Origin of the sequence: Pauljensenia sp. UMB1177, from assembly GCF_030217965.1 — a bacterium.
GTDB classification, from domain to species: Bacteria; Actinomycetota; Actinomycetes; order Actinomycetales; family Actinomycetaceae; genus Pauljensenia; species Pauljensenia turicensis_A.
The window spans coordinates 193202-219944 of sequence record NZ_JASOOV010000003.1 but is presented as its reverse complement, the minus strand read 5'-3'; the positions used below and the strand labels follow the sequence as shown (position 1 = coordinate 219944).

At 57.2% G+C, this 26743-nt stretch carries 22 protein-coding genes; 14 read left to right on the top strand and 8 right to left on the bottom strand.

Going from position 1 to position 26743, the window contains the following annotated elements; genetic code table 11:
- Nucleotides 1–22: 22 nt before the first annotated feature.
- Nucleotides 23–1357 (bottom strand): ABC transporter substrate-binding protein, encoded by a 1335-nt coding sequence (locus QP442_RS05670; protein WP_006681756.1) that lies wholly within the window; start codon nt 1355–1357, stop codon nt 23–25.
- A 364-nt stretch (nt 1358–1721) separates the two neighbouring features.
- Here QP442_RS05670 and argS point away from each other — a divergent pair, with 364 nt between their 5' ends.
- Nucleotides 1722–3401, top strand: coding sequence for an arginine--tRNA ligase (argS, locus tag QP442_RS05665; protein ID WP_006681755.1), 1680 nt, complete (start codon nt 1722–1724; stop codon nt 3399–3401).
- A gap of 79 nt (nt 3402–3480) precedes the next feature.
- Nucleotides 3481–4854, top strand: coding sequence for a diaminopimelate decarboxylase (lysA, locus tag QP442_RS05660; RefSeq protein ID WP_243440796.1), 1374 nt, complete (start codon nt 3481–3483; stop codon nt 4852–4854).
- 203 nt (nt 4855–5057) lie between these two features.
- Here the strand turns inward: lysA and hrpB are convergent, their stop codons facing one another.
- The gene (hrpB, locus tag QP442_RS05655; protein WP_285069687.1) at nt 5058–7604 is read right to left on the bottom strand and encodes an ATP-dependent helicase HrpB; all 2547 of its coding nucleotides are present in this window, start codon (nt 7602–7604) and stop codon (nt 5058–5060) included.
- Nucleotides 7605–7739: 135 nt separating this feature from the next.
- Here hrpB and QP442_RS05650 point away from each other — a divergent pair, with 135 nt between their 5' ends.
- From QP442_RS05650 to QP442_RS05615, 8 genes are all read left to right on the top strand, one after another.
- On the top strand, nt 7740–8765 hold the full coding sequence (locus tag QP442_RS05650) for a PhoH family protein (protein ID WP_083856973.1): 1026 nt from the start codon (nt 7740–7742) through the stop codon (nt 8763–8765).
- Nucleotides 8758–9207, top strand: a complete 450-nt coding sequence (gene ybeY, locus QP442_RS05645; RefSeq protein WP_006681751.1) for an rRNA maturation RNase YbeY — start codon at nt 8758–8760, stop codon at nt 9205–9207. The genes QP442_RS05650 and ybeY overlap by 8 nt, the downstream gene beginning before the upstream one ends.
- Nucleotides 9204–10523, top strand: a complete 1320-nt coding sequence (locus QP442_RS05640) for a hemolysin family protein (protein WP_103633531.1) — start codon at nt 9204–9206, stop codon at nt 10521–10523. The genes ybeY and QP442_RS05640 overlap by 4 nt, the downstream gene beginning before the upstream one ends.
- A complete protein-coding gene (era, locus tag QP442_RS05635; RefSeq protein ID WP_006681749.1) occupies nt 10523–11722 on the top strand; it encodes a GTPase Era in 1200 nt (399 codons plus the stop codon). The genes QP442_RS05640 and era overlap by 1 nt, the downstream gene beginning before the upstream one ends.
- On the top strand, nt 11723–12688 hold the full coding sequence (locus QP442_RS05630; RefSeq protein ID WP_006681748.1) for an amino acid kinase family protein: 966 nt from the start codon (nt 11723–11725) through the stop codon (nt 12686–12688).
- A gap of 473 nt (nt 12689–13161) precedes the next feature.
- Entirely contained in the window at nt 13162–14916 is a 1755-nt protein-coding gene (gene leuA / locus QP442_RS05625) for a 2-isopropylmalate synthase (protein WP_103633532.1), read from the top strand.
- A 164-nt stretch (nt 14917–15080) separates the two neighbouring features.
- Complete coding sequence (gene recO / locus QP442_RS05620) at nt 15081–15815, top strand: DNA repair protein RecO (RefSeq protein WP_040318689.1); 735 nt, start codon at nt 15081–15083, stop codon at nt 15813–15815.
- Nucleotides 15815–16645 (top strand): isoprenyl transferase, encoded by an 831-nt coding sequence (locus QP442_RS05615; RefSeq protein WP_103633533.1) that lies wholly within the window; start codon nt 15815–15817, stop codon nt 16643–16645. Before recO ends, QP442_RS05615 begins: the two co-directional genes overlap by 1 nt.
- Before the next feature lie 7 nt (nt 16646–16652).
- Here the strand turns inward: QP442_RS05615 and QP442_RS05610 are convergent, their stop codons facing one another.
- The 5 genes from QP442_RS05610 to QP442_RS05590 all read right to left on the bottom strand — a co-directional run bounded on the left by QP442_RS05610 (nt 16653) and on the right by QP442_RS05590 (nt 20558).
- On the bottom strand, nt 16653–17162 hold the full coding sequence (locus tag QP442_RS05610) for a VTT domain-containing protein (protein ID WP_006681744.1): 510 nt from the start codon (nt 17160–17162) through the stop codon (nt 16653–16655).
- Entirely contained in the window at nt 17159–17596 is a 438-nt protein-coding gene (locus QP442_RS05605; RefSeq protein WP_006681743.1) for a Fur family transcriptional regulator, read from the bottom strand. The genes QP442_RS05610 and QP442_RS05605 overlap by 4 nt, the downstream gene beginning before the upstream one ends.
- 117 nt (nt 17597–17713) lie before the next feature.
- Entirely contained in the window at nt 17714–18676 is a 963-nt protein-coding gene (locus QP442_RS05600; protein WP_219811044.1) for a metal ABC transporter permease, read from the bottom strand.
- On the bottom strand, nt 18673–19497 hold the full coding sequence (locus QP442_RS05595; protein ID WP_285069686.1) for a metal ABC transporter ATP-binding protein: 825 nt from the start codon (nt 19495–19497) through the stop codon (nt 18673–18675). Before QP442_RS05595 ends, QP442_RS05600 begins: the two co-directional genes overlap by 4 nt.
- Complete coding sequence (locus QP442_RS05590; protein WP_006681740.1) at nt 19494–20558, bottom strand: metal ABC transporter substrate-binding protein; 1065 nt, start codon at nt 20556–20558, stop codon at nt 19494–19496. The genes QP442_RS05595 and QP442_RS05590 overlap by 4 nt, the downstream gene beginning before the upstream one ends.
- A 157-nt stretch (nt 20559–20715) precedes the next feature.
- Between QP442_RS05590 and QP442_RS05585 the strand changes: the two genes are divergently transcribed.
- From QP442_RS05585 to aroD, 3 genes are all read left to right on the top strand, one after another.
- On the top strand, nt 20716–22107 hold the full coding sequence (locus tag QP442_RS05585; RefSeq protein ID WP_103633630.1) for a glycine--tRNA ligase: 1392 nt from the start codon (nt 20716–20718) through the stop codon (nt 22105–22107).
- An 88-nt stretch (nt 22108–22195) separates the two neighbouring features.
- Nucleotides 22196–23368 carry a tRNA dihydrouridine synthase DusB gene (dusB, locus tag QP442_RS05580; RefSeq protein ID WP_040318728.1) on the top strand — a complete coding sequence of 391 codons (1173 nt, stop codon included), beginning with the start codon at nt 22196–22198 and terminating at the stop codon, nt 23366–23368.
- Between the two features lies 1 nt (nt 23369).
- Complete coding sequence (gene aroD, locus QP442_RS05575) at nt 23370–24170, top strand: type I 3-dehydroquinate dehydratase (RefSeq protein ID WP_181002182.1); 801 nt, start codon at nt 23370–23372, stop codon at nt 24168–24170.
- Nucleotides 24171–24215: 45 nt separating this feature from the next.
- On the opposite strand, the gene QP442_RS05570 is transcribed toward aroD, so the two are convergent.
- Nucleotides 24216–25343 (bottom strand): hypothetical protein, encoded by a 1128-nt coding sequence (locus tag QP442_RS05570; protein WP_141089661.1) that lies wholly within the window; start codon nt 25341–25343, stop codon nt 24216–24218.
- 96 nt (nt 25344–25439) lie between these two features.
- Here QP442_RS05570 and QP442_RS05565 point away from each other — a divergent pair, with 96 nt between their 5' ends.
- Nucleotides 25440–26705: a deoxyguanosinetriphosphate triphosphohydrolase gene (locus QP442_RS05565; protein WP_006681735.1), complete on the top strand. Its 1266-nt coding sequence runs from the start codon at nt 25440–25442 to the stop codon at nt 26703–26705.
- Nucleotides 26706–26743 lie beyond the last annotated feature (38 nt).

Below are 26743 nucleotides of genomic sequence, written 5' to 3'. Positions count from 1 at the left end.
AGATTAGTGCGGAGCGTTAAGCTCAGGCGCCCTTTTCAGCTGCCCATCCGGTGGTGAAGGTTTCGACGACCTTGTCCCAATCCATCTGGCCTGCTGCGTACTGCGACAGGGCGGCACCGAAGTCATCCTTGAAGGTCTGGCTCGGGAAGGTGGTGAAGACCCACGGAATCGTGGTCAGCTCGGTGTTGGACAGGTAGGAAACAACTTCCTTTGCTAACGGATCGGCCGGCTGCTCAGCATCGGTGAAGGTGTTGAACGGCGGGATGAAGCCGAGGTCTTCGACCATGTACTTCTTGCCCTTTTCGGAGTTGATCAACCAGTTGACGAAGTCGATCGAAGCCTTCTGCTTGGCCTCGGAAACCTGAGAGTTGATCGAGAAGAAGTTCTCAGTGCCGATGTTCAAGCCCTGGGTTTCTTCGCCCTTGTGTCCGGTGTAGATCGGGAGCATCTTGACATCTTCAGGCTTGACAGTGTTGCCTTCGATGTCAGAAATCTGGCCGTATGCCCAGTTGCCATTCTGAACCATAGCGGCCTTGCCGAGGGCGAACTCAGCCATGGAGTCGTTGACTGCCTTGGAGGAAGCGAGCTTCGGATCAATGGTGGAATTCTGCAGGTAGAGATCGAAGATGTTCTTGAACTCATTGCCGTGCGAGAAGGTCATTTCTGCCTTGTCGTCCACGCCGTCGTCCTGGTACTCGAAGTAGACGGGAAGGTCGGCGAGGTGCGTCTGCCAGCGCCAGTCTTCACCGGGCTTGAGTGAGGTTGAAGCAAAGACGCCGTCGATGCCGAGCTCGTCCTTGCGGGCCTGCATGTCCTCAACAACAGTCTTCAGCGTGGCGAAGTTGTTGATTTCTTCCATCGAGGAAGCCTTCGCGCCGGAGAGGGCGAAGTACTTGTCCATGATGGACTGGTTGTAGATGATGCCATAGCCTTCGACGACGTAAGGAACGCCGTAGACCTTGCCATCTTCACCCTTGACTGCCATTGATGGGTCAAGGAGAGCCTTGTTGAAGTCGGTGTCGGTCAGGTCGGCGGTATAGTCCTGCCAGTTCTTCAGGCCGATGGGGCCGTTGATCTGGAACAGGGTCGGAGCGTCTGACTTGGCGATTTCAGACTTGAGGGTCTGTTCGTAGGTGCCGGAAGCTGCCGTGACGACCTTGACCTCGACGCCGGTTTCCTCGGTGTACGCCTTGGCGATTTCCTGCCAGGTGGCATCGGATTCAGGCTTGAAGTTCAGGTAGTAGACGGAGCCGGTGGTGTCATCGGCTGAATCTGAACCTGACGAGCAAGCTGCCAGAGTAGAAAGGGCGGCGGCTGCTGCAACGGATGCTGCGGCGACCTTCATGAACTTCGACATCGCAGGTGTCCTCCTTTGGACGCTTCGAGTTCGTGACGCTACCTGAAGTGCGTCAAGTTGATGCGATAGCGGGGGGCTACGTCTGAAGAATTGTTATCTCCGTCGGTAACGTTTCCGGTGATAGTGAGCATAGGACGATGAAGGCGTTTGCGTCCACATTTTTAAAAGATTGTCAGGTCACAATTTGGTGACGAAAAAATGGCTTGGTTGAGTCATTTAATGGCTGTCGGGTTGTTTTTAAATCATTTACGGATACGTTACCGGTAACGATTCCGTTCCTGACCTGCAGATTTGCTTTCAACTCGTCCTATTTCACCTCGGTGCGCGTAGCTAATCGGGGACGAAAACAACTACCCTAGAAGGCGTGACTCCAGAAGAACTTGCACTTGTTATTCGTCAGGCCATCATCGCTGCTATCGATAATGGTTCGCTTACCCTGAATGCTGAAGACGTTCCCGACCCTGTGAAGGTTGAGCGTCCGCGCAACCGCGACCATGGCGATTGGGCAACCAATATCGCGATGCAACTGGGCAAGAAGGCCGGCATGGCGCCTCGTGACTTCGCGCAGCTTCTCACTTCCGCACTTGTCTCAGTTGAGGGAATCGACGAGGCCGAGATCGCAGGACCGGGCTTTATTAACATTCGGCTCGGTGCCGCATCTGCTGGTGAACTTGCTCGAACGATCCTCGAAGCTGGCGATGCCTATGGCACCGGAGACAAGCTTGCTGGCAAGCACGTGAACCTCGAATACGTGTCCGCAAACCCGACCGGTCCGGTTCACCTTGGCGGTGCTCGCTGGGCAGCTGTCGGTGACTCGCTTGCTCGTCTGATGGTTGCAGCGGGTGCACAGGTAACCCGCGAGTACTACTTCAACGATCACGGTTCGCAGATTGATCGCTTCGCGCGTTCCCTCTATGCCCGTGCAATGGGTCAAGAAGCGCCTGAAGACGGCTACGGTGGCCAGTACATCGCCGATATTGCTGCCCAGGTGCGTGCCGATGCGGCTACGGCCGCTCAGCCTGATCCTGTCACCCTCGAAACTGAAGAGGCTGTTGAAGTCTTCCGCGCTCGTGGCGTAGAGCTGATGTTCGGCGAGATCAAACAGCGCTTATCTGACTTCCGTTCTGAGTTCGATGTCTTCTTCCACGAAGACTCTCTCCACGAATCAGGGGCAGTCGCTCGTGCGATTGAAACCCTGCGCGAACGCGGAGAGGTCTTCGACCAAGATGGCGCCGTGTGGTTGCGCACTACCAAGTACGGTGACGACAAGGATCGTGTCCTCATTAAATCGGATGGTCAGGCCGCCTACTTCGCTGGAGACGTTGCCTACTACTTGGATAAGCGTCAGCGTGGCGCAGACGTCGCAATCTACCTGCTCGGTGCTGACCACCACGGTTACATCGGTCGCATGATGGCAATGTGTGAAGCCTTCGGTGATAAGCCGGGTGAGAACATGCAGATCCTCATCGGTCAGATGGTGAACTTGGTGAAGGATGGCAAGCCGGTTCGTATGTCGAAGCGTGCGGGCACGATCGTGACTCTTGATGACCTTGTTGATGCTGTGGGTGTCGATGCGGCCCGCTACTCGCTGGTCCGCGTTTCGATGGACTCCAACCTCGACATCGACCTTGACCTGCTGTCATCGCACACGAATGAAAACCCCGTCTACTACGTCCAATACGCACATGCGCGTACTCGTAACGTTGCGCGCAATGCCGCCGAACACGGCGTGACGCGCGAAGCTGGATTCGAGCCCTCAGCTCTCGATACGCAGGCGGATTCGGATCTTCTGGGTGTGCTTGCCCAGTTCCCTGCCCAGGTCGCCCAGGCTGCTGAGCTACGTGAACCGCACCGTGTCGCCCGCTACCTCGAGGCTCTCGCTGCTACATACCACACGTGGTACGGCCAGTGCCGCGTCACTCCTCGTGGAGATGATCCAGTCGATGCGGGTCACGTTGCCCGCCTCTGGCTGAATGATGCCGTGGCGCAGGTTCTGCGTACCGGCCTTGGCCTGTTGGGCGTCGCTGCTCCGGAACGGATGTGACGTGGGGGAAGCGCCAGCATCGTTTGACGCCCGCCCCATCGGGGACCTGATTTGCCCAGAGCCCGATCAACGGCCCGACATGTGGCCTTGGTCGGCCAAGCGCCTTGACAATGGTGTTCTAGAAATCGGTGGAGTTTCTTTGACGGACCTTGCCGATGGCTTTGCCACGCCCGCGTTTGTCCTCGATCGCGCTGATCTTGCTGGACGCGCGAATGTCTGGGCGACCGCGATGGCCGAAGAATTCTGGGACGGCTACGGAATGAATGGCGGTGACGCCTTCTACGCCGGCAAGGCATTCCTTTCATCCGACGTAGTCCGTGTCGTCACGGACGCAGGGATGGGAGTCGATACGGCTTCCCTCGGCGAGCTGACAATGGTGTTGCGCTCCGGCGTAAACCCCGCCAAAGTGGGGTTGCACGGGAACAACAAGCTTGATAGCGAAATCGAACGTGCGCTGTTGGCAGGCAACAAAGAAGGTATCGAGCGAATCTTCATCGATTCCCTCTACGAAGTCGGCCAGCTCGAACGCATCGCTCAGAAGCTGGGCGTCGTCGCACGTGTCATGGTGCGCGTGAAGACGGGTGTGCGTGCGGGCGGAAACGAATACATTTCCACCGGGCACGAGGATCAGAAGTTCGGCGTTGGTGCCTTCGATGGTCAGCTTGACGAGGTCGTTGACTCGATTGCCTCCTCGGATCATCTTGAGTTGCGAGGCCTGCACTCGCATATCGGCTCGCAGATCATCGGCATTGACGCATTCGTTGAAGCGGCTACGATTATCTGCCGGCTGGCGAAGCAGATCCAGGAGCGTACCGGCCTGACAATTCCCGATATTGATCTTGGCGGTGGGGCTGGCGTTGCCTACACGGGTGATGACGAAACACCGACTTCGCCTATTGAGATAGCGCGCGCAATTGCGGGTGCAGTGCGTGACGCGTGCGCTGAGCTGGACTTCCCCGTTCCGCACGTTTCAGTTGAGCCTGGGCGTTCGGTTGTTGGACCCGCGATGGTGAGCCTCTATCGCGTTGGGGCCGTAAAAGACGCGACCCTAGGAGATGGCCTGAAGCGTCGCTACATCGCGGTCGATGGGGGGATGGCTGACAATATTCGACCGGCTTTATACGGGGCACGCTACACGGCGACGCTCGCGAATCGTGTTTCCGATGTCGAACCAGTGCGCTCGCGAATCGTGGGCAAGCACTGCGAGAGCGGCGACGTTATCGTCTGGGATGTTGATCTTCCGAGTGATGTGCACGCCGGGGACCTTCTCGTTATCCCGGTGACCGGTGCCTACGGTTATTCGATGGCATCGAACTACAATATGTTGACCAAACCGGGTGTCATTGCTGTTGAAAGCGGTCAGGCGCGTTGGATCATGCGTCCTCAAACCATTGATGACCTGCTGGAACTCGATACTGGACTTGCCAGCCTTGCCACCGCCAACGACACGTAGGGGCGAATTCTTCAGCGTATGTCGTTCATGTTTTTCCTTAAAGAAGATCAGCTTACTGTTGAGTCACGCACGTGAAAAGGAAAGGATGCGCAGTGCGTTCATGATCGGCCTATTCAACGACTGCTACGACGGTTTTCAATCCTGATTTCACCATGTGGTGGTGCGAGTCATGCCTGCGCCTCGTTGAGCACCTTGAGTGGGAATTATCGACGAGGTTTCGCGCGCGATGTCGGCTTCGCGCTCATCGGGTCTTCAGGCCATAGATGCTTGGGATAACGACCCCGTAGCTGGGATCGCACCTGCTGGTAAGGCCCTGCCCAAAAACTTGCGAGGTCTGATGTGACGGCAGTGGGTCTGCCCGCGGGGTCCGTCAAGTGAATAAGAAGGGGAAGACGCCCGTTGGCGAAGGTGGGCGTTACAGTCCAACCGAAGGCTTCCTGTACCCGCAGTGTCACCGTTGGAGTGCCAGTTGACCAGTCGATTTTCCTTCGCTCTCCGGTGGGAATCTTAATGTCGGCGGGAGCCCACTCGTCGAAAGAACCCGCATGCCGCCAAGGGATCAAGCTCCTGATGAGCGACGCAGTGTCAATCCTGGCGATCGATTCGCCCTCTGCCAACGCGGAAATGAAGGGAGCACACCACGAGTCAGCGTCGGCAATCAGCGCATCATCGCTCACGTCGGGCCACATATCGGGCGCTACCGCGTGCAACGCTGAGAGACGAGCGCGCATATGTGTCGCAGACTCAGTCCACTTCAGCATTGAAAGACCGTGGGTGGTGAACTCATTGGTGAGTAGGCGCATGACATCCTCAGGGCTGGGCTTCACATTGCGTGGTTGCCCAAGTGCAATGACGCCAAGCATTGTGGTTGCGGTTGCGCGGATTCTTCCACCGCTGAGCGTGCAGTCCGTGCGCTCCGTGATGAGTGAGTGTCCTAGGGATAGTGCGTCTTCGGCGCTAATCGGAACAGCCGCTCGAATGAGACCATCGGCTCGGCCGACACTGCGCGTCACATCCGTGATTGCCAGCCAATCGCTTCCCGCCAGTGGAGACGAAGGTGGGAGGGAAGCTCCCTGCCCGTCAGCAAAAAGATAGGTTCCGCTTTGTCCACCTCGCGCGCGAGCAATCCACGTTGGGTGAGCAAGCCCAGCAACGAGGCCAATCGCCTCTTCGTCAGAGAGCCTACCGGGGTCGGAATGGGGATCCGCCCAGTGTTCGAGGCGCTTTGAAGACTGACGTACCCGACGGGCAATATCGGCGTGCCCCGCCTTCAATCGTCGAGCAAAATGTGCCAGGTCACCGTTGCCAACTCGAGGATTCTCACCGAGAAGAGCGACAAAGTATGCGGCGCGTTTACTCCCGATCAGTGGTGAAGCGGCAATCAAAGCCTTCCCGAGGAAAGGGGAAACAGGCATTCGAGCAACGCGACGACCAAGTGTCGTCGGAGAATAATTGTCGTCCACAAGGTCTGCGGCGTGGAGGCGCTCGTGGGCACGCTTTAATGCTCCAGGCGGGGCTGGGTCAATAAGCGCCAACGCATCCAAACCACCACTGGTCCAGCAACGCGCTTGAAGCTCAGCGTCTGCAAGATCCGTCGACAGGATTTCCGGGGTGATCTGGTCGGGTCTGCGCGCGAAACTCACCTGATCAAAGCAGCGATACACCGTGCCCGGCCCGAGTCTGGCAGAGCGCCCAGCACGCTGATCACAACTCGCGCGAGGCGCTGGAACTGTTATCAATGAACCTGCATCGCGTTGAACGTCATACGACGGAACGCGTGCAAGACCAGAATCCACAACACATCCAATGCTCGGCACGGTCAAAGACGACTCTGCGATCGACGTTGTAATAATGATCCGTCGGACTTTCTGACTATCGTCGACGCTCAGAATCGCGTCTTGCTGTCCGGGAGCGAGGTGCCCGTGCAGGCCCCGCACATCCATCATGACCCCGCCAACTTCGTGGAGGCCGAACCCTCCTAAAGCCTGGGCGGCCTCGTCGATTTCTTTGGTGCCGGGCACGAAAACGAGGATGTCGGAATTGGTCTGGCTGACCGCTTGGCGCGTGACTGACGCGATGTGCGAGATGAACTCACGCGCGACCACCACATTCCCGCTACTTGTCGTTGCAAGAGGTTGGGTAGACGGCGCCATCCAATGCGTCGTGATCGGATGCAGTGCTCCGGGAACATCAACAACGTTGACCTCATTGAGGACGCCGCCAAGGAACGAAGCCAAACGATCAGCATTCAAAGTTGCTGATGTGAGAGTCAGGTGAAGATCTGGGCGTAGGACGCTCATCGTGTCCACGATGAACGCAAGCGACAGATCCGTTTCAAGATGGCGCTCGTGGAACTCATCGATGACCACGGCGCCAACGCCTTCAAGCTCCGGATCGCCCTGTAGGCGACGAAGCATAATACCGGGCGTGACAAATTCGACCCGAGTACGGTCGGAGACCTTGACGTCGCCTCGTACTCGATATCCGGACGTGTCACCCACCTTTTCGCCGAGGAGCCAAGCAAGACGGCGAGCAGCACTACGCACCGCGATCTGGCGTGGCGCACACACGATCACACGAGTATCGAGGATCGCTTCAAGAAGAGGAGGAAGCAAAGTCGTCTTACCGGAGCCAGGCGGAGAAGGAAGAACTAGGGCATGACCTGGCTTGATTGAAGGTGCAATGCGATCCAAAGCGTTGGCGATAGGCAGGCGTGGCAGGTTAGCCAGGAGGGGATCGCACGCACTCATGGGATAAGTATGACGTGAAGTCGCTAGACTGTGGAATACGAAGAAAGAAAGGGAGCATCAGTGACAGACCCTGACGTTGCGCGAATTGTCGCATCAACCCGTCACATTTCAATCCCTGCTGACCTTGATCCTCTGATGCTACTTGGTACATCAGATCAGGTGTTGCGCGCTCTGGAACACGGTTTCCCGCGCGTGAACTTCCACGTCATCGGCCGCGATATTTCGCTCACCGGCTTTTCTGCGGATCTTGGTGTTGCCGGCGACTTGATCGAAGAACTGATTTCTTTGGCGAAGAAGGGGCAGCCACTGGATGCGCAGGCAGTCGAGCACGCCATCTCACTGCTGACCCGAACATTCGCAACGCCCGCTGTTTCCGACGAAATTCTTTCCGTCCGTGGTCGGTCTATCCGCCCGAAGTCTGCTGGTCAGAAGGCCTATGTTGATGCGATTGATCGGTCGACGATAGTCTTCGGACTCGGCCCGGCGGGTACGGGTAAAACCTATCTTGCGATGGCAGCCGGCGTGCAACGTCTGCTTTCCGGGCAGGTCAAGCGCATTGTGCTGACCCGTCCTGCGGTGGAAGCGGGGGAGAACCTCGGTTTCCTGCCCGGTTCCCTGACCGACAAGATCGACCCGTATCTGCGTCCGCTCTACGATGCGCTGAAAGACATGCTCGATCCCGAGGTCCTGCCGAAACTCATGGCTGCGGGCACAATCGAAGTCGCCCCTCTGGCGTACATGCGCGGTCGCACGCTGAACGACTCCTTCATCATCTTGGATGAGGCGCAGAATACGACGCCGAACCAGATGAAAATGTTTTTGACGAGGCTCGGATTCAACTCTCAGATTGTTGTCACTGGCGACGCGTCTCAGGTGGATTTACCGGGTGCTGGTCAATCCGGTCTTGCGGTCATCTCGAAGATCCTGAGTGACATCGACGGAATTGAATTCTGCTACCTGACCAGCGCAGACGTAGTGCGTCATCAGCTGGTCGGAGTAATCATAGACGCCTACGAGCGTTGGGAAGACCGCCTGAGCGCTCAACGCTCCATATCTGGGCGAACACGTACGAATGTTTCGCGCTCACGCGCAGTTCGGACGGGCAGGCTGTCATCTGATCGATCACGCACTGGTCACTACCGAGGAGGAACCGATGACTGAAGTCATCAACGAAACTGATTTCGTCATTGACGGGAGCGAATTCGCAGCTCTTGCTGACCACGTGCTGACGCAGATGCACGTTGCCACCGACGTTGAACTGAACATTCTGTTCATCAATCCAGAGCCGATGGAAGACCTGCATTTGCGCTGGCTTGATCTTCCTGGACCGACCGACGTGATGAGCTTCCCGATGGACGAGCTCCGCCCGGGAAGTGCCGACAACCCGACTCCGTCGGGAACGCTTGGTGATATCTGCATTTGCCCGCAGGTCGCCCAGAAACAGGCACTTGAAGCCGGTCACGCGATGGTTGAAGAAATGCTGATGCTGGCCACCCACGGCATGTTGCATCTGCTCGGCTACGATCATGCAGAAGAAGATGAAAAGAAAGTCATGTTTGACCTGCAACGCAAGCTACTGCTGACTTTCCTGGCAACTCGATGACCTCTTCCACCACCTCACTTCCTCTTCCTGCTCTGATCATCATCGCGGTTGTCGGGCTTTTCTTAGCTGCGATGCTTCAGTCGATCGAGGTTGCGTTTTCTCGTATGTCGATTGCGCGTGCAACGGATCTGGTTGAAGAAGAACGCCAGAATGCTTCCGCACTGTTGGCTCTGCTGAACCATCGCAGGCGGGCGACGCTTGTTTTGCGTGGTTTTCGCACGTTTTTCCAAGTGATTGTTGCCGTCTCATTGACGCTTGCGTTTTCTGCGATGTCGTTGGCGTGGTGGGCGACAGCTCTCGTTGCTTTACTAGCGATCACCTTCGTCCATTTCGTCTTCATTTCGCTTGCTCCCTCCCGTTGGGGACAGCGCAGTCCAGAGAAGATTGCTCTGTCGGGAGCACCGTTGGTCTCCTCCCTTGTTACTTTGACAAGATTCCTCGACCCTCTTGTTGAAGCCATCCGTGGGCGTCTTCCCGCATCTGGCCTGACGGAAGCCGAAGCGCGCGCCGAAATGGCAAATGACCTGCGTGAAATGGTCGACCAGGTGGGTGAAACCGAAGGACTTGAAGACGAAGATCGCGCAATGTTGCGGTCCGTTCTGGACCTGGGGCATACGCTTGTCCGCGAAGTGATGGTTCCCAGAACTGAAATGGTGACCGCCCCGGCGGATCTTCCCGCTCATAAGGCCTTGCGCCTGTTTGTCCGCTCGGGCTTTTCACGTATTCCTGTTGAAGGTGACGATGTCGATGACATTCGTGGCATCCTCTACTTCAAGGATGTTGTTGCCCGCTTGCAGACCTACGGGGCGGACATGGACCAGGTGGCAGAGCAGATGATGCGCCCGGTCGAGTTCACCGTCGAAATGAAGCCCGCAGACGATCTGCTTCGTCTGATGCAAGCAGACCACTTCCATATGGCGATCGTCATCGATGAATACGGTGGAGTAGCGGGGCTGGTGACCCTTGAGGACCTCATTGAAGAAGTCGTCGGTGACCTCACCGACGAACATGACAAGGGAATTATTGAGCCCGAACAACGTGACGACGGATCGTGGCGTGTACCTGCACGCTATCCAATTACCGAGCTTGGCGAGCTTTTCGACCTTGAACTTGAAGATGACGACGTGGACTCTGTCGGTGGTTTGCTTGCAAAGGCATTGGGGCGCGTCCCTCTTCCCGGGGCGCAGGGTGACGCATTAGGCATCCACATGCTCGCCGAAGAAGCACGAGGACGCCGTCGCCAAGTTGGTACGATTGTGTGTTCGCTACTCGTGGCGAGCGATGAATCGACCGAAGAAACCAGTGAGGACGCATAATGCATTTCCCCAGCGACGACGAGCTGATGGCAGGCCCGAACGCGTTCGAAAGCGACGAAGTGTGTGTCGATGACAGTGATATTGATGCTGGCGAACTACGCGCATCGGGGGACGAGGTCGCGCACACCACTGAGTTCGATGACGTTGATGACGCGGATAGCCAGGCCTTCGATGACGTCGATCTCGACGACGCAAGTGACATTGACCCCGAAGACGTGTTTGCTGTCGTTGAGGGAATGAAAGCTCTGCGCGACGAAACGAACGTGGGCACCGGCCTGATGATCCCAGACTTTCCGGAGGACTTCCGCGCGGGATTTGTCTCTATCGTGGGTCGTCCGAACGTAGGTAAATCAACGCTGACAAACGCGCTTGTCGGCCAGAAGATTGCGATCACATCGGGTCGTCCTGAAACGACGCGTCACAATATTCGTGGCATCGTCCACGGTGAAAAGAGCCAGCTGGTTTTAGTTGATACCCCCGGATATCACCGTCCGCGAACGCTTTTGGGTAAGCGCCTGAATGACATGGTTCGCGAGGCGCTCGCGGAAGTTGATGTCGTCGTCTTCTGTTTGCCTGCTGACCAGCGTATTGGTCCTGGCGACAAGTTCATTGCCCGCGAATTGAAGGACGTTCGTCGTCCGATTATTGCTGTTGCGACGAAGTGCGATCTGGTGAGTCGAGAGCGCCTGATGAAACACCTGCTGTCGATTGACAAGATGGGTGATTTCGCGGCGATCGTTCCCGTCAGTGCTTTTGACGGAAATGGCGTTGACCAGTTGCTTGATGTGCTGACGAAGACGGTTCCGCTCTCCCCACCGCTCTACCCAGATGGGGATGTGACCGATGAATCGCGTGACACTCTGATTGCGGAGTTCATTCGCGAAGCTGCACTTGAAGGGGTCCGTGATGAGCTTCCGCACTCGCTTGCAGTTCAGGTTGAAGAGATCGTTGCCAGGCCTCGACGGCAGGGTGATACTCGTCCACCGCTCATGAACGTGCACGTCAACGTTTATGTTGAACGCGATTCTCAGAAGGCCATCATCATTGGTAAGAAGGGATCACGCCTGAAAGAGATTGGCTCAAAGTCGCGTCCTTTGATCGAGGACTTGCTGAAAGCGCGTGTGTATTTGGATCTGCATGTGCGAACGGCGAAAGACTGGCAGTCAGATCCGAAAATGTTGGGACGTCTCGGGTTCTAGATGAAGAGCGATTACTCTTCTAGCTCCGCGACGGTTGTTGCTCTAGGAGGTAATGCTCTAGGGCAGACACCCGACGATCAGTTGCACCTGTTGCGTCAGGCTGCGCCAGTCTTGGTGAGTTTGGCTGATGCGGGCCCTCTTGTGATCGCTCACGGGAATGGACCCCAGGTTGGTCAGATCACGCGTGCGTTTTCACTGGGCGTTGCAGCTGACCCCGGTGTGCCCGACGTTGATCTTCCAGAGATGGTTGCGATGAGCCAAGGCTACATCGGCGAGCACCTGGTGCGTTCAATCGACGAGGCTGGGGCGAGGCGCGGATATTCCGGCAAAGTAGTCGCTCTTCTGACTCGTGTGGAAGTCGATCCCAATGATCCAGCATTTGCTGACCCGACTAAACCGATCGGTCAGTTTCTGACTCGGGAAATGGCAGAACAGCGGATGAAGGAAGAGCCCGGATCCGTGTACCGCGAGGATGCTGGGCGTGGATTTAGGAAGTATGTTGCCTCTCCATTGCCACATCGGATCGTTGAAATTGAGGCGGTTCAAGCTCTGACAAACGCCGGCTTCATCGTCATCGCTTCAGGCGGTGGCGGTATCCCAATTATTCGCACCGACTATGGAATGAAAGCCGTGGACGCGGTTATCGACAAGGATCGAAGCGCAGCTCTCATGGCTGATGAGTTGGGAGCCTCTGCTCTGGTTATTCTGACTGCAGTTCCGGCGGTTGCTGCGGGGTGGGGAACACCAATGCAACACTGGCTTCACCACATTTCTTTGGATGAAGGGCGTGCTCTGATTGAGTCGGGGGAACTTGCTGAAGGTTCCATGCGCCCCAAAGTTGAAGCAATCGTTGACTTCGTATCGAAGGCCCCGGCTGGTACGGTTCGCCGTGGTGTCATTTGCGCGTTGGCGGATGCTGATAGAGCTCTGAGCGGTGAAGTGGGAACAACCATCACCTCGGTGTGACCAATGGTTAAACGCGCGTTGCTACGATGCTCGGGACAATAGAGCCATAACATCTTTGACGATTATTGGTCTTGCTGCGACGATCTTTACACTCTTCTGCACTGTTTCATCTTCTATGTGGAAGCCTTTGCCTGGGAAGGGTCGCCCCCGCGCGTTCATTCTTCGGCGATAGCGCTGAAGAAACGCGAAAGTACGCGTTCTACGCCTACAACCAGGGCACGTTCCCCTTGATTGCGTGGCCGGCCTCGTGATTGGGTTGGCGATCTGAAAGGCGAAAATGTCCACATAACGAAGCGGACGCGTACGCTTACCCCCGTCTGTCATACGCTACGAGGCATGAGCCGAGAATGGATGCTCCTGCTTCTTTGCCGTGACGAGGCCTGAAAGGGTCGAAACCTCGCCACGGCTCAACGTGTTTCGACCCGACGCCCACCGATAACCGGGCGAATCAGGATAGCGAAGAAAGAAACACAATGAAGACGACTGGAAACGTCCCCACTCCTGCTGGCTCGCACATGCCGATTGCGAAGTACAAGCCGTTCCTCGACACGAACCCCGTTGTTCTGGACGACCGCAGGTGGCCCTCGAATCGGATTACTCACGCACCTCGCTGGATGTCGACGGACCTGCGCGACGGTAACCAGGCACTGATTGAGCCGATGGACCCGGTTCGTAAGCGCAAGATGTTCGACCTGTTGGTCAGTCGCGGATACAAGGAGATCGAAATCGGTTTCCCCGCAGCATCGCAGACTGACTTTGATTTCGTGCGATCCCTGATTGACGAAGATGCCGTGCCGGACGATGTGACGATTTCGGTTCTGACCCAGTCTCGCCCTGAAATCATCGAGCGCACCCTTGATGCCCTCGTCGGTTTCCCGCGCGCGACCGTCCACCTGTACAACGCGACGTCGCCACTGTTCCGCGAGCTCGTCTTCGGCAATGACAAGGCACAAACGATCGACTTGGCTGTCTTTGGTGCACGCGAAGTGGTGGCGCAGGCAGAAAAGCGTCTGGGCGATGAAACGATCTTCGGCTTCGAATACTCGCCCGAAATCTTCGTGGATACCGAACTCGACTTTGCTCTCGAAATCTGCGAATCCGTTATGGATATTTGGCAGCCCGAAGACGACCGCGAAATCATCTTGAACCTGCCAGCAACCGTTGAACGTGCAACGCCGAACGTTTATGCCGACCAGATCGAATACATGGCACGCAACCTCAGCCGTCGCGACAACATTGCGATCAGCGTGCACCCGCACAATGACCGTGGAACCGGCGTTGCTGCGGCTGAATTGGCATTGCTCGCCGGTGCAGACCGCGTGGAAGGGTGCTTGCTCGGCCAGGGTGAACGCACCGGTAACGTTGACCTGTTGACCCTGGGGCTCAACCTGTTCAGCCAAGGCATTGACCCGGGTGTTGACCTGACGAATATCGATGAGATCCGTCAGACCGTCGAATACTGCACGTCGATGGAAACGTCACCGCGTGCACCTTACGTGGGTGACCTCGTCTACACTTCTTTCTCCGGATCGCACCAGGATGCGATTAAGAAGGGCTTCGTCGCCCGCAAGAAGAAAGTTGGAGAAGCTGGCGGTGACGAAAATGCAGTGGTGTGGGAGTTGCCCTACTTGCCGATCGACCCGCACGATGTGGGTCGTTCCTACGAGGCCGTTGTCCGCGTGAACTCGCAGTCCGGCAAGGGGGGCGTCGCCTACCTCATGTCGACCACTCACAATCTGGAACTGCCACGTCGTCTGCAGATCGAGTTCTCTCGCATCGTTCAGCGACATACGGACTCCTACGGTGGCGAGATCGACGGCGATACCCTCTGGCAGATCTTCGCCGATGAATACCTGCCGAACTCGGCAGCGAAGAACCTCACCGCCTGGGGTCGCTTCGAACTCGGAACTTCTCACGTGACGACTAACGCCGACGAGCAGGTTGATCTGAAGGTGATACTGACGGATCAGGGTGAGCCCGTCGAGGTCAAGGCACACGCCGGCGGTCCGATCGAAGCATTCGTCAAGGCACTCGGCCAGTTTGACGTGGATGTCCGCGTCCTCGACTACTCCGAACATGCGATGAGCCAGGGCGGTGACGCGAAGGCAGCGTCCTATGTTGAAGCCGCCGTCAACGGCCAAATCCTCTGGGGTGTCGGTATCGATTCGTCGATTACGCGCGCAACCTATAAAGCAGTTATTTCTGCGGTGAACAGGGCTTTGCGCTGACATACAGGGGAGAAACGGGGCGGGTACGACCACTTCGTTCCCGCCCCGGCCATTTTCCAGTCGCCGTTTTCTCTCTGCAATTTCAGCCAGGGACTCGACAGTCGCCTCGTCCCCGCATTGCATAACGCGCCATTAATGCACCGAAGTGGGACAATTTCACCGTGATGAGAACGTATCGAGACGAAGCGATCGTGCTTCGCACACACAAACTGGGGGAGGCCGACAGGATCATCACACTGCTCACCGCGAATAACGGTCTGGTTCGCGCAGTCGGTAAGGGCATACGCAGAACAACGTCGAAGATGGGCGCACGTCTTGAACCATTCGGCGTGATTGACGTGCAACTCCATCGCGGGAGGAACCTCGACATCATTACCCAAGCTGAAGTCATTACCCAGTACGGTGACGCGTTATCGAAAGATTTTGAGCTGTATGCCCGCGCATGTGTCATGATCGAGATCGCAGAGAAACTGACTGCTGATTCTGATGATGGAGTGCGCTCCCAACATCTTCTGCTGATCGGTGCTCTCTACGCTCTTGCACACGTGCGTCACGACCCCAATCTGGTGCTCGCATCGTATATTCTCCGCGCGCTTGCGATAGCCGGCTGGGCACCTTCGTTCTTCGATTGTGCCGTGTGTGGAGCCCAGGGGCCACACGCTGCTTTCTCCATTCAGGAAGGCGGTGCCGTCTGCGAAAACTGCCGACCCGTCGGAGCGTCAGCTCCCTCTTTCGAAGCAATGGAATTGATGGGGGACCTGCTGTCCGGAGAGTGGGGCCGAGCCGATAACTCGCCGGATTTCGCTCGCATTGAGGCATACGGGCTTGTCAACGCCTATGCTCAATGGCACGTTGAACATCGCATTCGTTCATTGCGGGTCCTTGAAAGGAACAGTTGATGGCACCTGAAGCGAATCTGACACCGATGGATCGAGCCGGCGGTGATCCCAGCGCGCCTCTGACCGGGCCGGGTCAGTGGCATCAGCCTGTTCCCGAATTTACTACTGGGGAAGTGCCCGCGCACGTTGCGCTGATCATGGATGGTAACGGCCGTTGGGCGAATTCACGAGGCCTCGCGCGCACCGAAGGACACCGCGCCGGTGAATATGCGCTGATGGATACGATCGCGGGTGCCATTGATGCGGGAGTCCGCTACCTGTCGGTGTACACGTTCTCCACGGAAAACTGGAAGCGGAGCCCAGCAGAGGTCCGTTTCATCATGAATTACGCGACCGACGTTCTTGCTCGCCGTACCGATCAACTGAATGACTGGGGAGTCCACGTGCGCTGGAGTGGGCGTGAACCCCGCCTATGGAAGTCCGTCGTGAAGGCCCTGTCGAAGGCAGACGAAGCCACGAAAGATAACTCCACACTGGACCTCATCATGTGCGTGAACTATGGCGGGCGTGCAGAGATCGCTGATGCTGCGCGAGATATCGCTAGGCAGGTCGCAGCGGGAAAGCTCCGCCCAGATGGCGTGACAGAAAAGTCATTTGCCCATCACCTGTATCTGCCCGATGTTCCTGACGTTGACCTGATGATTCGCACGTCGGGGGAGAAGCGCATCTCCAACTACCTGCTCTGGCAGATGGCGTACTCGGAAATGATGTTCATTGATACGCCGTGGCCTGCGTTCGATCGTGAAGTGCTGTGGGACTGTCTGCTCGAATACGCAGGGCGTGACCGCCGATTCGGGGGAGCGATTGATCAGGTGGGGTCGGCCTCGTAAAAACGAGTCAGTCGACGCGGACGGTAGCAGGCTCGCTGGAGGTGCGCTTGCGCCATGCAATGACTCCAATGGCAACAGCGGCGACGGCAAGGCCTCCCGTGCGACCCCACCAGGAGCCAGCAACTGTGCCAAGCAATGCCATCCAAATAGCCAGCAGCCCCATGCCGTACAGGATTGCCCATGCGATGCAACCAGGAATCATCGCTAGCGTGTATGTGCGCCACTTCATGGAGACTAAGCCGGCACCGGCGTTTACCGCAGTTTGGATACCAACGGTCAGGAAACACAGGGGAATGATGATCAACCCCCATGTGTCCAACAGCTTCGCACCGCGCTTCGGCGTAGGGCCGTTAAACCAGCGGGCAATCGAACCCCGCACACCATCTTTCCCGGCGCCAGCCAACGCGCCACGCGCGGCACCTCGACCCAACCAATAGGTTCCCTGGGCTCGGCAAAAAACGATCACGAAGAGGGCAATAAAAAGCGTCGAGCCGTGATCGGCCCACGAGGGAATCACTGAGCATCCTTAGACGACTGAGCGCCCGCAGGGCCCTCATCATCTGCCACGCCAGCCGAACACGTCTGGCATAGGCCAAACAACTCAACGGAATGCTCGACAGCCGTAAAACCGTGCGCGGACGCATTATCGCGAATCCACTTCTCGGTCATATCCAGTTCGATCTCTTCAGTATGCCCGCAGGTGCGACAGACCAAATGATGGTGGTGCGTTGATGAATGGCATACGCGGAACAAGGATTCTCCATCGGCGCTACGCAACACGTCCACATCGCGGCCGTCGGCAAGAGCCTGCAGGTTCCTGTAGACGGTCGCAAGACCGACCTTGAGTCCCTGCTTGTGCAGGTCTTCGAAAATCTGCTGGGCGCTACGGAAATCAGGTACCCGAGTCAGCTCGGCAAAAACCGCCTGACGTTGCTTGGTCATGCGTTGCATTTTCGGACCTCCAGTTTTGCGTCGAGTCAATCGGGTGGATGGGTGGCTCAGGGGCACAGCCTGAGCATATCGGTTCGGTTCGTTTCTGTCCGACCGTGATAGTGGCACTGTGTCTGATCACAGCCGGGTACGGGAGCGATTCTGTTGTGTTGAGTGGGTGTCTTGGTGTTCGGGGTGAGCGACGTGGGCGCGCACATTCGCCATTTTTGACGCACGCTGGCGCCTGTCGACCAGTCCCTTGATGATGAATCCGATCGCGTACAGGGCAATCGCGAATACGACGATGGATGCGCCCGGGGACAGATCGATGAAGTATGTGAAAGACAGTCCCGTGATGCAGATGATTGCGCCGAAAACCATGGCCCATGCCATCGTTGATCGAAATGACTGTGCCATCAGTTGTGAGATGGCAACGGGAATGATCATGAGTGCGGACACCAGTAGCGATCCCACAACGCGCATCGCAACAGCTACGGTCAAGGCAGACAGGATGGCAATAATCATCGACAGTGTCTTCGTGGGTAGTCCGGTTGAACGCGCGAAATCTTCATCGTTCGTCACTGAGAAAAGAGCTGGTGCAATACCGACTCCCACTGCCAAGATGAGGATTCCGAGGACTGAAATCAGCGTGATATCAGTCCATGTCACGGTTGCAATCGAGCCGAAGAGGTAAGAATTCAGCTGGGCTGAAGTGCCACCGGCAAGACCGATAAGAAGGACACCGCCGGCAATGCCACCATAGAACAGCATCGCGAGCGCCACGTCAGCAGACGTGCGCCCAGACTGGCGGACTAATTCGATCGTGATAGCTCCCACAAGCGAAATAATCATCGCCCCTGGGATCGCCCACGAATCTTGTGGGTTCGCGTTCGCCATTGTGCCGGCAAGCCAGCCGAGCGCTACGCCGGTCAGCGAAATATGCCCGATTCCGTCACCGAGCATTGCCAGTCGGCGATGCACTAAGTAGGTGCCGACAACGGGTGCTGACAAGCCGACGATGAGAGCGGCAAGAAGTGAGCGTTGCATGAGGGACGAGGTCAGCAGTGAGGTGAGTCCGTCGATAATTGTCGCGATCATCATGCCTGCCAAATATCGTCGACGAGGCCTGGCCCGGCCTGCGGATGTGGATGCCCGTGATGATGGCCGCCACCATCGGAATGCTGTTCATGGTCGTCACTGATGTGAGGTGGCCCGTCGTAGGTGACGTGTCCCCCACCGATGTGGAGTTCCCTATCGAGAAGCGGACCGAGTTCGCCGAGCTCGTGGAGTACGACAAGAATCGTTGTTCCCTCAGCTTTTGCTTCGCTAACGATTCGCGCGAGGCGCTCTCGAGATGTCCGGTCGATGCCGGCCATGGGTTCGTCCATGATCAGCAAATCGGGATTGCGGACGAGTGCTCGAGCGATGAGGACTCGCTGTTGCTGTCCACCCGAAAGAATCGACATCGATTCTTTGGCGCGGTGTGCCAACCCGACTCTCTTCAGCGCAGCCATTGCCTTCTTTGTATTTCCGGGAAGGCTCCACCACTTCTTTGAGCCAAGAAGACCTGACTTCACAACTTCCAGAGCACTGGACGTGACTGCACCACCAACGCTGATGCGCTGAGGGACATAGCCGATTCGATCCCAGTTGACCGCGCGACGCTGAGTGTTATCAACACCGAAGATGTGAATCGATCCGCGGGTAATCGGAGCGGTACCAAGAATGGCGTGGAGAGTCGTGGACTTTCCTGATCCATTCGCACCCGTCAGGGCAACAGTTTGCCCAGGGCGAACATCGAACTCGATCCCGTGGAGAACGAGGTGAGAATCCCACGCAACGTGGACATTATCCAGTGAAATGACGGGAGCGGATATCCCCACCTCAGGGACATCCGCTTCCGAGTTTTTGGTGTTGCTCACTTGCAGGACAGAGCCGTCTGAAGAGCTGTGATGTTGTCACGCATGACCGCTGCGTAGTCCTTGGATGAATCAACCTGGCTTTCGATCGGATCGAGAACCGCGGTCTGGATTCCAAGATCGTCAGCAAGAGTCTGCTCAACCTTTGGGTCGATGAGAGCTTCAGTGAAGATCGTCGTGATACCTTCCGACTTCACGAGCTTGGAGATTTCTTCCAGGCGCGCCGGCGAGGGCGAGGATTCGGGATCCAGACCCGAGATGCCCACCTGGGTCAGGCCAGTGCGGTCTGCAAGGTAGCCGAATGCGGTGTGAGCAGTGACGAAGGTCTGGTGCTTGCAGGTTGCTGTTGCGTCAACGAGTTCGGTCGACAGATCTTTCATGTTCTTGGTGAGTGTCGCAGCATTGGATGTGTAGGTCTGAGCATTCTGAGGATCAGCCTTGGCCAGAGCCTGACCGATAGCCGTTGCTGCCTGGCCCATGCGTTCCGGATCCAGCCAGAAGTGAGGGTCAGTCGTCATGTCGTGGTGGTGATGGTGCTCAGCTTCTTCACCGGACTCAGCGGTTTCGCTCGAGGCCATGTGATGGCCGTCGTCATGATCTGCTTCATGATCGTGCGAATCAGACTCGGTAGCGTCGCCTTCTTCTTCCGCTTCAGCCGGGTGATTGCCGTCTTCTGCAACATCAACAAGCTGAACAGCCTTAGCGACGTCGATAACCGTTTCCGGGCCGTTGTGCTCAACAGCTTCGTCCACTGCGGACTGGAAGCCCCCTAGATAAACGACAGCATCGGCCTTGCCAAGCTGGTCGACGGTGGCGGGAGAAAGCTCAAGATCGTGCGGTTCGGCACCGTCGGGGGTTAACGAGGTGACCTTAATAAGGTCGCCACCGATTTCTTCGGTCAGATACTTCAGTGGGTAGAAGGACGCCATCACATTCAGAGGTGATGATGAACCAGATGCGGAGGTATCTGACGCCGACTGGGTGGTCGTCGTGCCCGAGCATGCGGCCAAAGCGAAAGAGCCAGCGAGCGCGCTAGCGATAACAACAGAACGAGACAGCTTCATGTTTCAAGTTTCACCCTTAATGGTAATCATTGCCAATAGTGGGAAGGGGGGTGTGCGTCACACTGAGCCTGTCAACGAAGCCGTCGCTAAGTTCGATAGACTCCCACTATCGCAGGCTGCGCCAGCCAGGTGTGGCCGCCAAAACAAGGAGCACAAAGTGGCAGCGCCTTCTCGTCTTGATTCCGTTATCTCCCTAGCCAAGCGTCGCGGATTCGTCTTCCCATGTGGCGATATTTACGGTGGTACTCGCTCAGCGTGGGATTATGGTCCGCTCGGCGTTGAACTGAAGGAAAACATCAAGAAGCAGTGGTGGCAGTACATGGTTCGCTCCCGCGAAGACGTCGTGGGTCTGGACTCCTCCGTCATCCTTCCTCGTCAGACTTGGGTTGCTTCCGGTCACGTCAAGGCATTCACCGATCCGCTCGTTGAGTGCACCTCCTGCCACAAGCGCCTCCGTGCAGATAATCTGCAGGAAGCTCACGCTGCTAAGCACGGCATCGACAACCCGGATGACGTCCCTCTCGGAGACGTCGCATGCCCCAACTGTGGCACCCGCGGTCAGTTCACCGAGCCTCGCGCATTCTCTGGCCTGCTCAAGACCTATCTCGGCCCGGTCGACGACGAGTCCGGTCTGCACTACCTGCGCCCCGAAACCGCTCAGGGTATCTTCATCAACTACGGAAACGTTGCGGCAGCCTCGCGCAAGAAGCCGCCGTTCGGCATCGGCCAGATCGGCAAGTCCTTCCGTAACGAAATCACCCCCGGTAACTTCATCTTCCGTACCCGCGAATTTGAGCAGATGGAACTCGAGTTCTTCTGCGCACCGGGCACCGACGAAGAATGGCACCAGTACTGGATCGACTACCGTCGCGACTGGTATACCGACCTTGGCATCAACCCCGACAACCTGCGCTTCTACGAGCACCCAAAGGAAAAGCTCTCGCACTACTCCAAGCGCACCGTCGACATCGAATACCGCTTCGGATTCCAGGGCTCCGAATGGGGTGAACTCGAAGGCATCGCAAACCGTACCGACTACGACCTGGGTGTCCACTCCGAAGCCTCCGGCTCGAAGCTCGACTACTTCGACCAGACCACCGGCGAACGTTGGACTCCCTACGTCATCGAGCCGTCCGCTGGCCTGACCCGCTCGCTCATGGCATTCCTCATCGAGGCCTACCACGAGGACGAAGCCCCCAACACCAAGGGCGGCGTCGACAAGCGCACCGTTCTGCGCCTCGACTCGCGTCTTGCCCCCGTGAAGGCAGCTGTCCTGCCACTATCGCGTAAGCCCGAGCTCACCGGCCCGGCACGCGAACTTGCAGCAGACCTCCGCTCCATCTGGAATGTCGAATACGACGATGCGGGTGCCGTTGGCCGTCGCTACCGTCGCCAGGACGAAATCGGCACCCCGTACTGCATCACCTACGACTTCGACTCGGTTGAAGACAAGGCAGTGACCGTCCGCGACCGCGACTCGATGGTTCAGGAACGTATTCCGCTTGAGAACGTCAAGAAGCTCCTCATCGAAAAGCTCGGAGCTTGCTGATTTGATTCCATCCGAATCAACGCTTGGCCCGACCTTAGCTCTTGAGGTCGGGCCACTGCGCGTATGGTCGCCCATCGTTCTTGCCCCGATGGCGGGAGTAACCGATGTGCCATTTCGGCGTTTATGTCGACAGATGGGCGAAGAAGGACTGCCGGATTGGTTGAATCCTTCCAGCTCGAACGCTCAGGTCACTCCAGAAAAAGGCGTGGACGCACTCGCCGGCCTATACGTCTGCGAAATGGTAACGTCGCGCGCCCTCGTTGAAGGTAATGTGCGCACATTGGAAATGGTGCGCCCAGACCCCGCCGAACGCGTGCGCTCCATCCAGCTCTACGGCGTCGATCCAGCAACGATGGCTCAGGCTACATCGATCCTTATTGACCGTGACCTGGTGGATCACATTGACCTGAACTTTGGGTGCCCGGTTCCGAAAGTGACGAAGAAGGGTGGGGGAGCTGCCCTTCCGTGGAAGCGCGACCTGTTCGACGATCTTGTACACGCGGTTGTTGGTGCTGCGGACAGGGCCGGAGCAGCAGCTGGTCGCGACATTCCCGTCACAGTGAAAATGCGCGTTGGTATCGACGACGATCACATTACGTTCCTCGACGCTGCGAAAGTGGCTGAAAATCGCGGTGTCGCAGCGGTTGCCCTCCACGCGCGCACGCAAACCCAGCACTACGCGGGTCACGCTGACTGGACGCAGATCAAGCGTTTGAAAGACGCGATGCGTATTCCTGTCTTCGGCAACGGCGATATTTTCTCCGGCGCAGATGCGCAGCGAATGATGGATGAAACCGGTTGCGATGCAGTTGTCGTTGGTCGAGGATGCCAGGGGCGCCCCTGGCTGTTTACCGACCTGACTTCGACACTGATGGGTGGTCCTGCCTTTAGCGACCCGAGTCTTTCCGATATCGCGGACATCATCGAAAAGCACGCCGCATGGGTCATTGAAGACCAGGGCGATGAACTGCGGGCCCTCCGCGAAATGCGCAAGCACGTCGGCTGGTATCTGCGAGGCTTCGCGATCGGCGGGCCGACTCGTCACGCGCTCTCAATGGTGTCGACCCTCGAAGAACTCCACGATCTTCTCCACATGCTGGACCTCGATCAGGAGTATCCGCAGGCGGCGCTGGGAGCTCGCGGTCGCGCCGGCGGTGAAAAGACGCCACGCCTACCCGATGGGTGGTTGGACTCTCCCTATCTGAGCGATGCTGAACGCCAGACCCTTCATCTTGCTGAATCCGATGTCAGTGGAGGCTGATATGTCGAATCCCTGCGATGATTTCATCCCAACTGAAGTGACGATCGGTCATGCGTCGACTCTGCGAGGAATGCTCAACATCGGAGGGGGCGCTCCAACGGCCGTCATCTCTTCGCTGATGAGCGCCTCACTGGAATCGCTAACAAGCGAGATCACGGATGTCGCCGGCGCTCAGCCCGACCTGATTGAATGGCGCGTTGACCCACTCCTTGCCTCGGTGCAAGCGAGCGAGCGTGAAGGCCTATTACGCACTGGACTCAAGCTCGTGACGGATCAGAGCCCGCTTCCTCTGTTGGCAACAATTCGCACAGTCGCCGAAGGGGGCCTCGTTGATCTTTCTGACGGTCAATACACGGACTTTCTTGCCATTCTGGCCACCTTCGCCGACGCGATCGACCTTGAAATTTGTCACCCGGGTGCAATCGACATAGTTGAAGAGATTCACGAGGCCGGTAGCATCGCCGTGGCGTCGCACCATGATTTCACCCGAACGCCCCCCGCCGTTGACATTGATCGAGTATTCGCATCGATGGCAAAAGCTGGCGCCGACGTGCTCAAAATTGCCTATATGACTCATCGGCCCGAGGACGCACTGAGGATCATGGACGCGCAACTAAGAGCGTCACGAACCTATGCCCTTCCTGTTATCGGCATTGGAATGGGTGAATTCGGTGCGATCACCAGGATCTGCGGTCACACATTCGCCAGCGCGGCAACATTCGCTTCAGCGTCGTCCTCTAGCGCCCCAGGTCAGCTCAGCGTTGAAGAAACCCGGCGTGGCCTCGTCACCCTTCAACGCTGAAAGGCGCGCACGAAAGCGGAAATCGAAACGGTGGTCGTGGATCCGTCAGCCAGAGAACTCGGCGGTCGGTGCCGGCTGGATGCGGGCGACACTTACCCACGCGCACGACCTGGGAGCGACCACACCATGGCTACTCTGGGAACTCGCCACAAGGATCTGGGAACCGGGCGGAAGAGCGAGAGGCTGATCGGCGGTGTTCACAACGATCATCACGTCGGAGTTCAGATAGACAAGAGTGTCGGGGCGCGCCCACTCCAACCCGTGCAGTACGCCCAGCGCGTGCGTTCCCAGCTTGCGTTCGGATCGCAGGGCAAGCGCCGTTCGAATGTACGAGGTCGCACTGACCTGCTCGACCACGTTTTCTTCACGAAGGCGACCGTGGAACACACCCGGCAGACCAAGCGCAAGTAGCGTTAACGCACGATCCGCATCCGACTGGCGATCGGCGGGCAGACAATCAACGTTCCATGGAGCAACCGCACCAATACGATCGCGGATAGACAGCGAATCTGAAACAACCAACTCAAGGCTTGGAGCGTCAAAAGAAGCAGTTCGTAGCGCATCATCGTACAGATGATGGAACCACTCGTCTTCAAGGTGAGACATAATGGCGGGAGTGTCAAAGCCAGACAGGCGTGCCGTCACAATCGGCTGAGAATCAAATGTTGCACACTCTGCTTCAACCTGGCGGACAAGAGCAGTGAAACGCTCTCGCGCAAGCGCCCTGCGGATCGGGGAGTCTTCATACTCTTCGGCGCACACGCCCAAATCAACACCATCCGCGCCAGCGTTGAGGGCACCGCGCGTCCTCAGAAGGAGCGTCGTGACGCGGTTTTCCATATCCGCTCCGCGCGCCCCCAAAGACACGAATGTTTCATTCGGGATACGCACAATCACACGCTGGCGGCGCGCTTTCAACTGATGAATAAACTCTGGCAACGGCGACTTCGGATGAACCAGCAGAATCGGGTCATCAAGAGTGACAAGAACGGTATCAAAACCGGCATTGTGTAAGGTCAGTGCATCAGTGGAAATCTGAGCAGCGTTATCCGCAGACAGAGAAGTAGGGATCGTCGCGAGCGCACAGGAATGCCACCAGGGACTAGGACCGCGCCTGGATCGGTGAACGAGCAGGGTGCGGACGGCGTGTGGGCGAGGCTCGTGGTGTTTCACCCTTTCATCGTGTCACAGATGTGGATAACTCGTCTGCCCATTCCCAAGGGATAGGCTTATATGGTGAATGAAAGCCCTGAAATGACTCGGAGTGCCATGGTGCTCGTGCCCGTGTATTCGTCCCAGGATCAGTCACGTATGTGGCCTGAACCTTCGAAGTCAGCGATGCGGACAGCGTTCGAACGCGACAGGGCTCGAATTGTGCACTCGTCGGGTTTGCGTCGTCTGGGTGAGAAGACTCAGGTGTTAGGCCCGGCCACTGACGACTTTGTTCGTACGCGTCTGACGCACTCTCTTGAGGTTGCGCAGGTTGGTCGTGAACTGGGTAAAGAATTGGGCGCGAATCCTGACGTGGTGGATGCAGCGTGCCTGAGCCACGATCTTGGACACCCGCCGTTTGGGCACAATGGCGAGAGGGTTTTGGATGAGCTTGCCGGCGATTGCGGTGGTTTTGAAGGAAACGCGCAGACTCTGCGTCTAGTGAGCCGACTTGAGCCGAAAGTGCTGACCGATGATGGGCATCCGGCGGGGTTGAATCTGACGAAGGCGACACTGGATGCGATCTGTAAATACCCGTGGGCGAAAGGCCAGGGGCCGGATCCGATGAAGTCAGCAAAGAAGTTCTCCGTCTATTCAGATGATGCTCACGTTTTCGAGTGGATGCGTCAGGGAGCACCCGTTGGTCGACGTTGCTTGGAAGCACAGATCATGGATCTCTCAGACGACATTGCCTACTCCGTGCATGACGTTGAAGATGCCATCGCAACGGGTAAATGCGACGTTGCATCCCTCAGCGATGAATCGACACTGAATGAGATTATTGACTCGACGATCAACTGGTACGGGACAGGTGTTGCCCGCACCGATTTGGAACTGGCGATTGAACGTCTGCTTCGTATGCCCGAATGGCCACGATCCTTTGATGGTTCCTATCGTGCGCTCGCGGAATTGAAAGATTTCACATCCGAACTGATCGGACGTTTCTGTGCCTCTACGGTCAGCGCGACTCGTGTTGAGTTTGGTGCCGGTCCGTTGGGACGATACCGTGCGGATCTGGTTGTTCCTCCCGAGGCTCGTGCAGAGATCCAGATCCTGAAGGGGCTGGCTGTTCACTTCGTGATGAGCCCGCGTGAGAACGAGCCGGTGTATTACCAGCAGCGCACGCTTTTGGCGGACTTGGTGGATGCTCTTTTCGAAGCTGGACCGTCGGCTTTGGAGCCTCTTTTTGCTGAAAACTGGCGTCAAACGAACGATGATAATGAGCGTTTGCGCGTGGTGATTGACCAGGTTGCGTCGCTGACGGATGCGTCCGCATCACGCTGGCACGCCCAGTGGTGTGGCATGCTTTCAACCCAATTGTGAGCGTGCGCTAAACGGTGAACGGATCGGTAGACTAGCGT

Coding starts and splice junctions, on each gene's coding strand:
- QP442_RS05670 (WP_006681756.1), bottom strand. CDS start 1,357: ATGTCGAAGTTCATGAAGGTCGCCGCAGCATCCGTTGCAGCAGCCGCC.
- lysA (WP_243440796.1), top strand. CDS start 3,481: ATGTGGCCTTGGTCGGCCAAGCGCCTTGACAATGGTGTTCTAGAAATC.
- hrpB (WP_285069687.1), bottom strand. CDS start 7,604: ATGAGTGCGTGCGATCCCCTCCTGGCTAACCTGCCACGCCTGCCTATC.
- QP442_RS05650 (WP_083856973.1), top strand. CDS start 7,740: ATGCTACTTGGTACATCAGATCAGGTGTTGCGCGCTCTGGAACACGGT.
- ybeY (WP_006681751.1), top strand. CDS start 8,758: ATGACTGAAGTCATCAACGAAACTGATTTCGTCATTGACGGGAGCGAA.
- QP442_RS05640 (WP_103633531.1), top strand. CDS start 9,204: ATGACCTCTTCCACCACCTCACTTCCTCTTCCTGCTCTGATCATCATC.
- era (WP_006681749.1), top strand. CDS start 10,523: ATGCATTTCCCCAGCGACGACGAGCTGATGGCAGGCCCGAACGCGTTC.
- QP442_RS05630 (WP_006681748.1), top strand. CDS start 11,723: ATGAAGAGCGATTACTCTTCTAGCTCCGCGACGGTTGTTGCTCTAGGA.
- leuA (WP_103633532.1), top strand. CDS start 13,162: ATGAAGACGACTGGAAACGTCCCCACTCCTGCTGGCTCGCACATGCCG.
- recO (WP_040318689.1), top strand. CDS start 15,081: ATGAGAACGTATCGAGACGAAGCGATCGTGCTTCGCACACACAAACTG.
- QP442_RS05615 (WP_103633533.1), top strand. CDS start 15,815: ATGGCACCTGAAGCGAATCTGACACCGATGGATCGAGCCGGCGGTGAT.
- QP442_RS05605 (WP_006681743.1), bottom strand. CDS start 17,596: ATGCAACGCATGACCAAGCAACGTCAGGCGGTTTTTGCCGAGCTGACT.
- QP442_RS05600 (WP_219811044.1), bottom strand. CDS start 18,676: ATGATGATCGCGACAATTATCGACGGACTCACCTCACTGCTGACCTCG.
- QP442_RS05590 (WP_006681740.1), bottom strand. CDS start 20,558: ATGAAGCTGTCTCGTTCTGTTGTTATCGCTAGCGCGCTCGCTGGCTCT.
- dusB (WP_040318728.1), top strand. CDS start 22,196: ATGGCGGGAGTAACCGATGTGCCATTTCGGCGTTTATGTCGACAGATG.
- aroD (WP_181002182.1), top strand. CDS start 23,370: ATGTCGAATCCCTGCGATGATTTCATCCCAACTGAAGTGACGATCGGT.
- QP442_RS05565 (WP_006681735.1), top strand. CDS start 25,440: ATGGTGCTCGTGCCCGTGTATTCGTCCCAGGATCAGTCACGTATGTGG.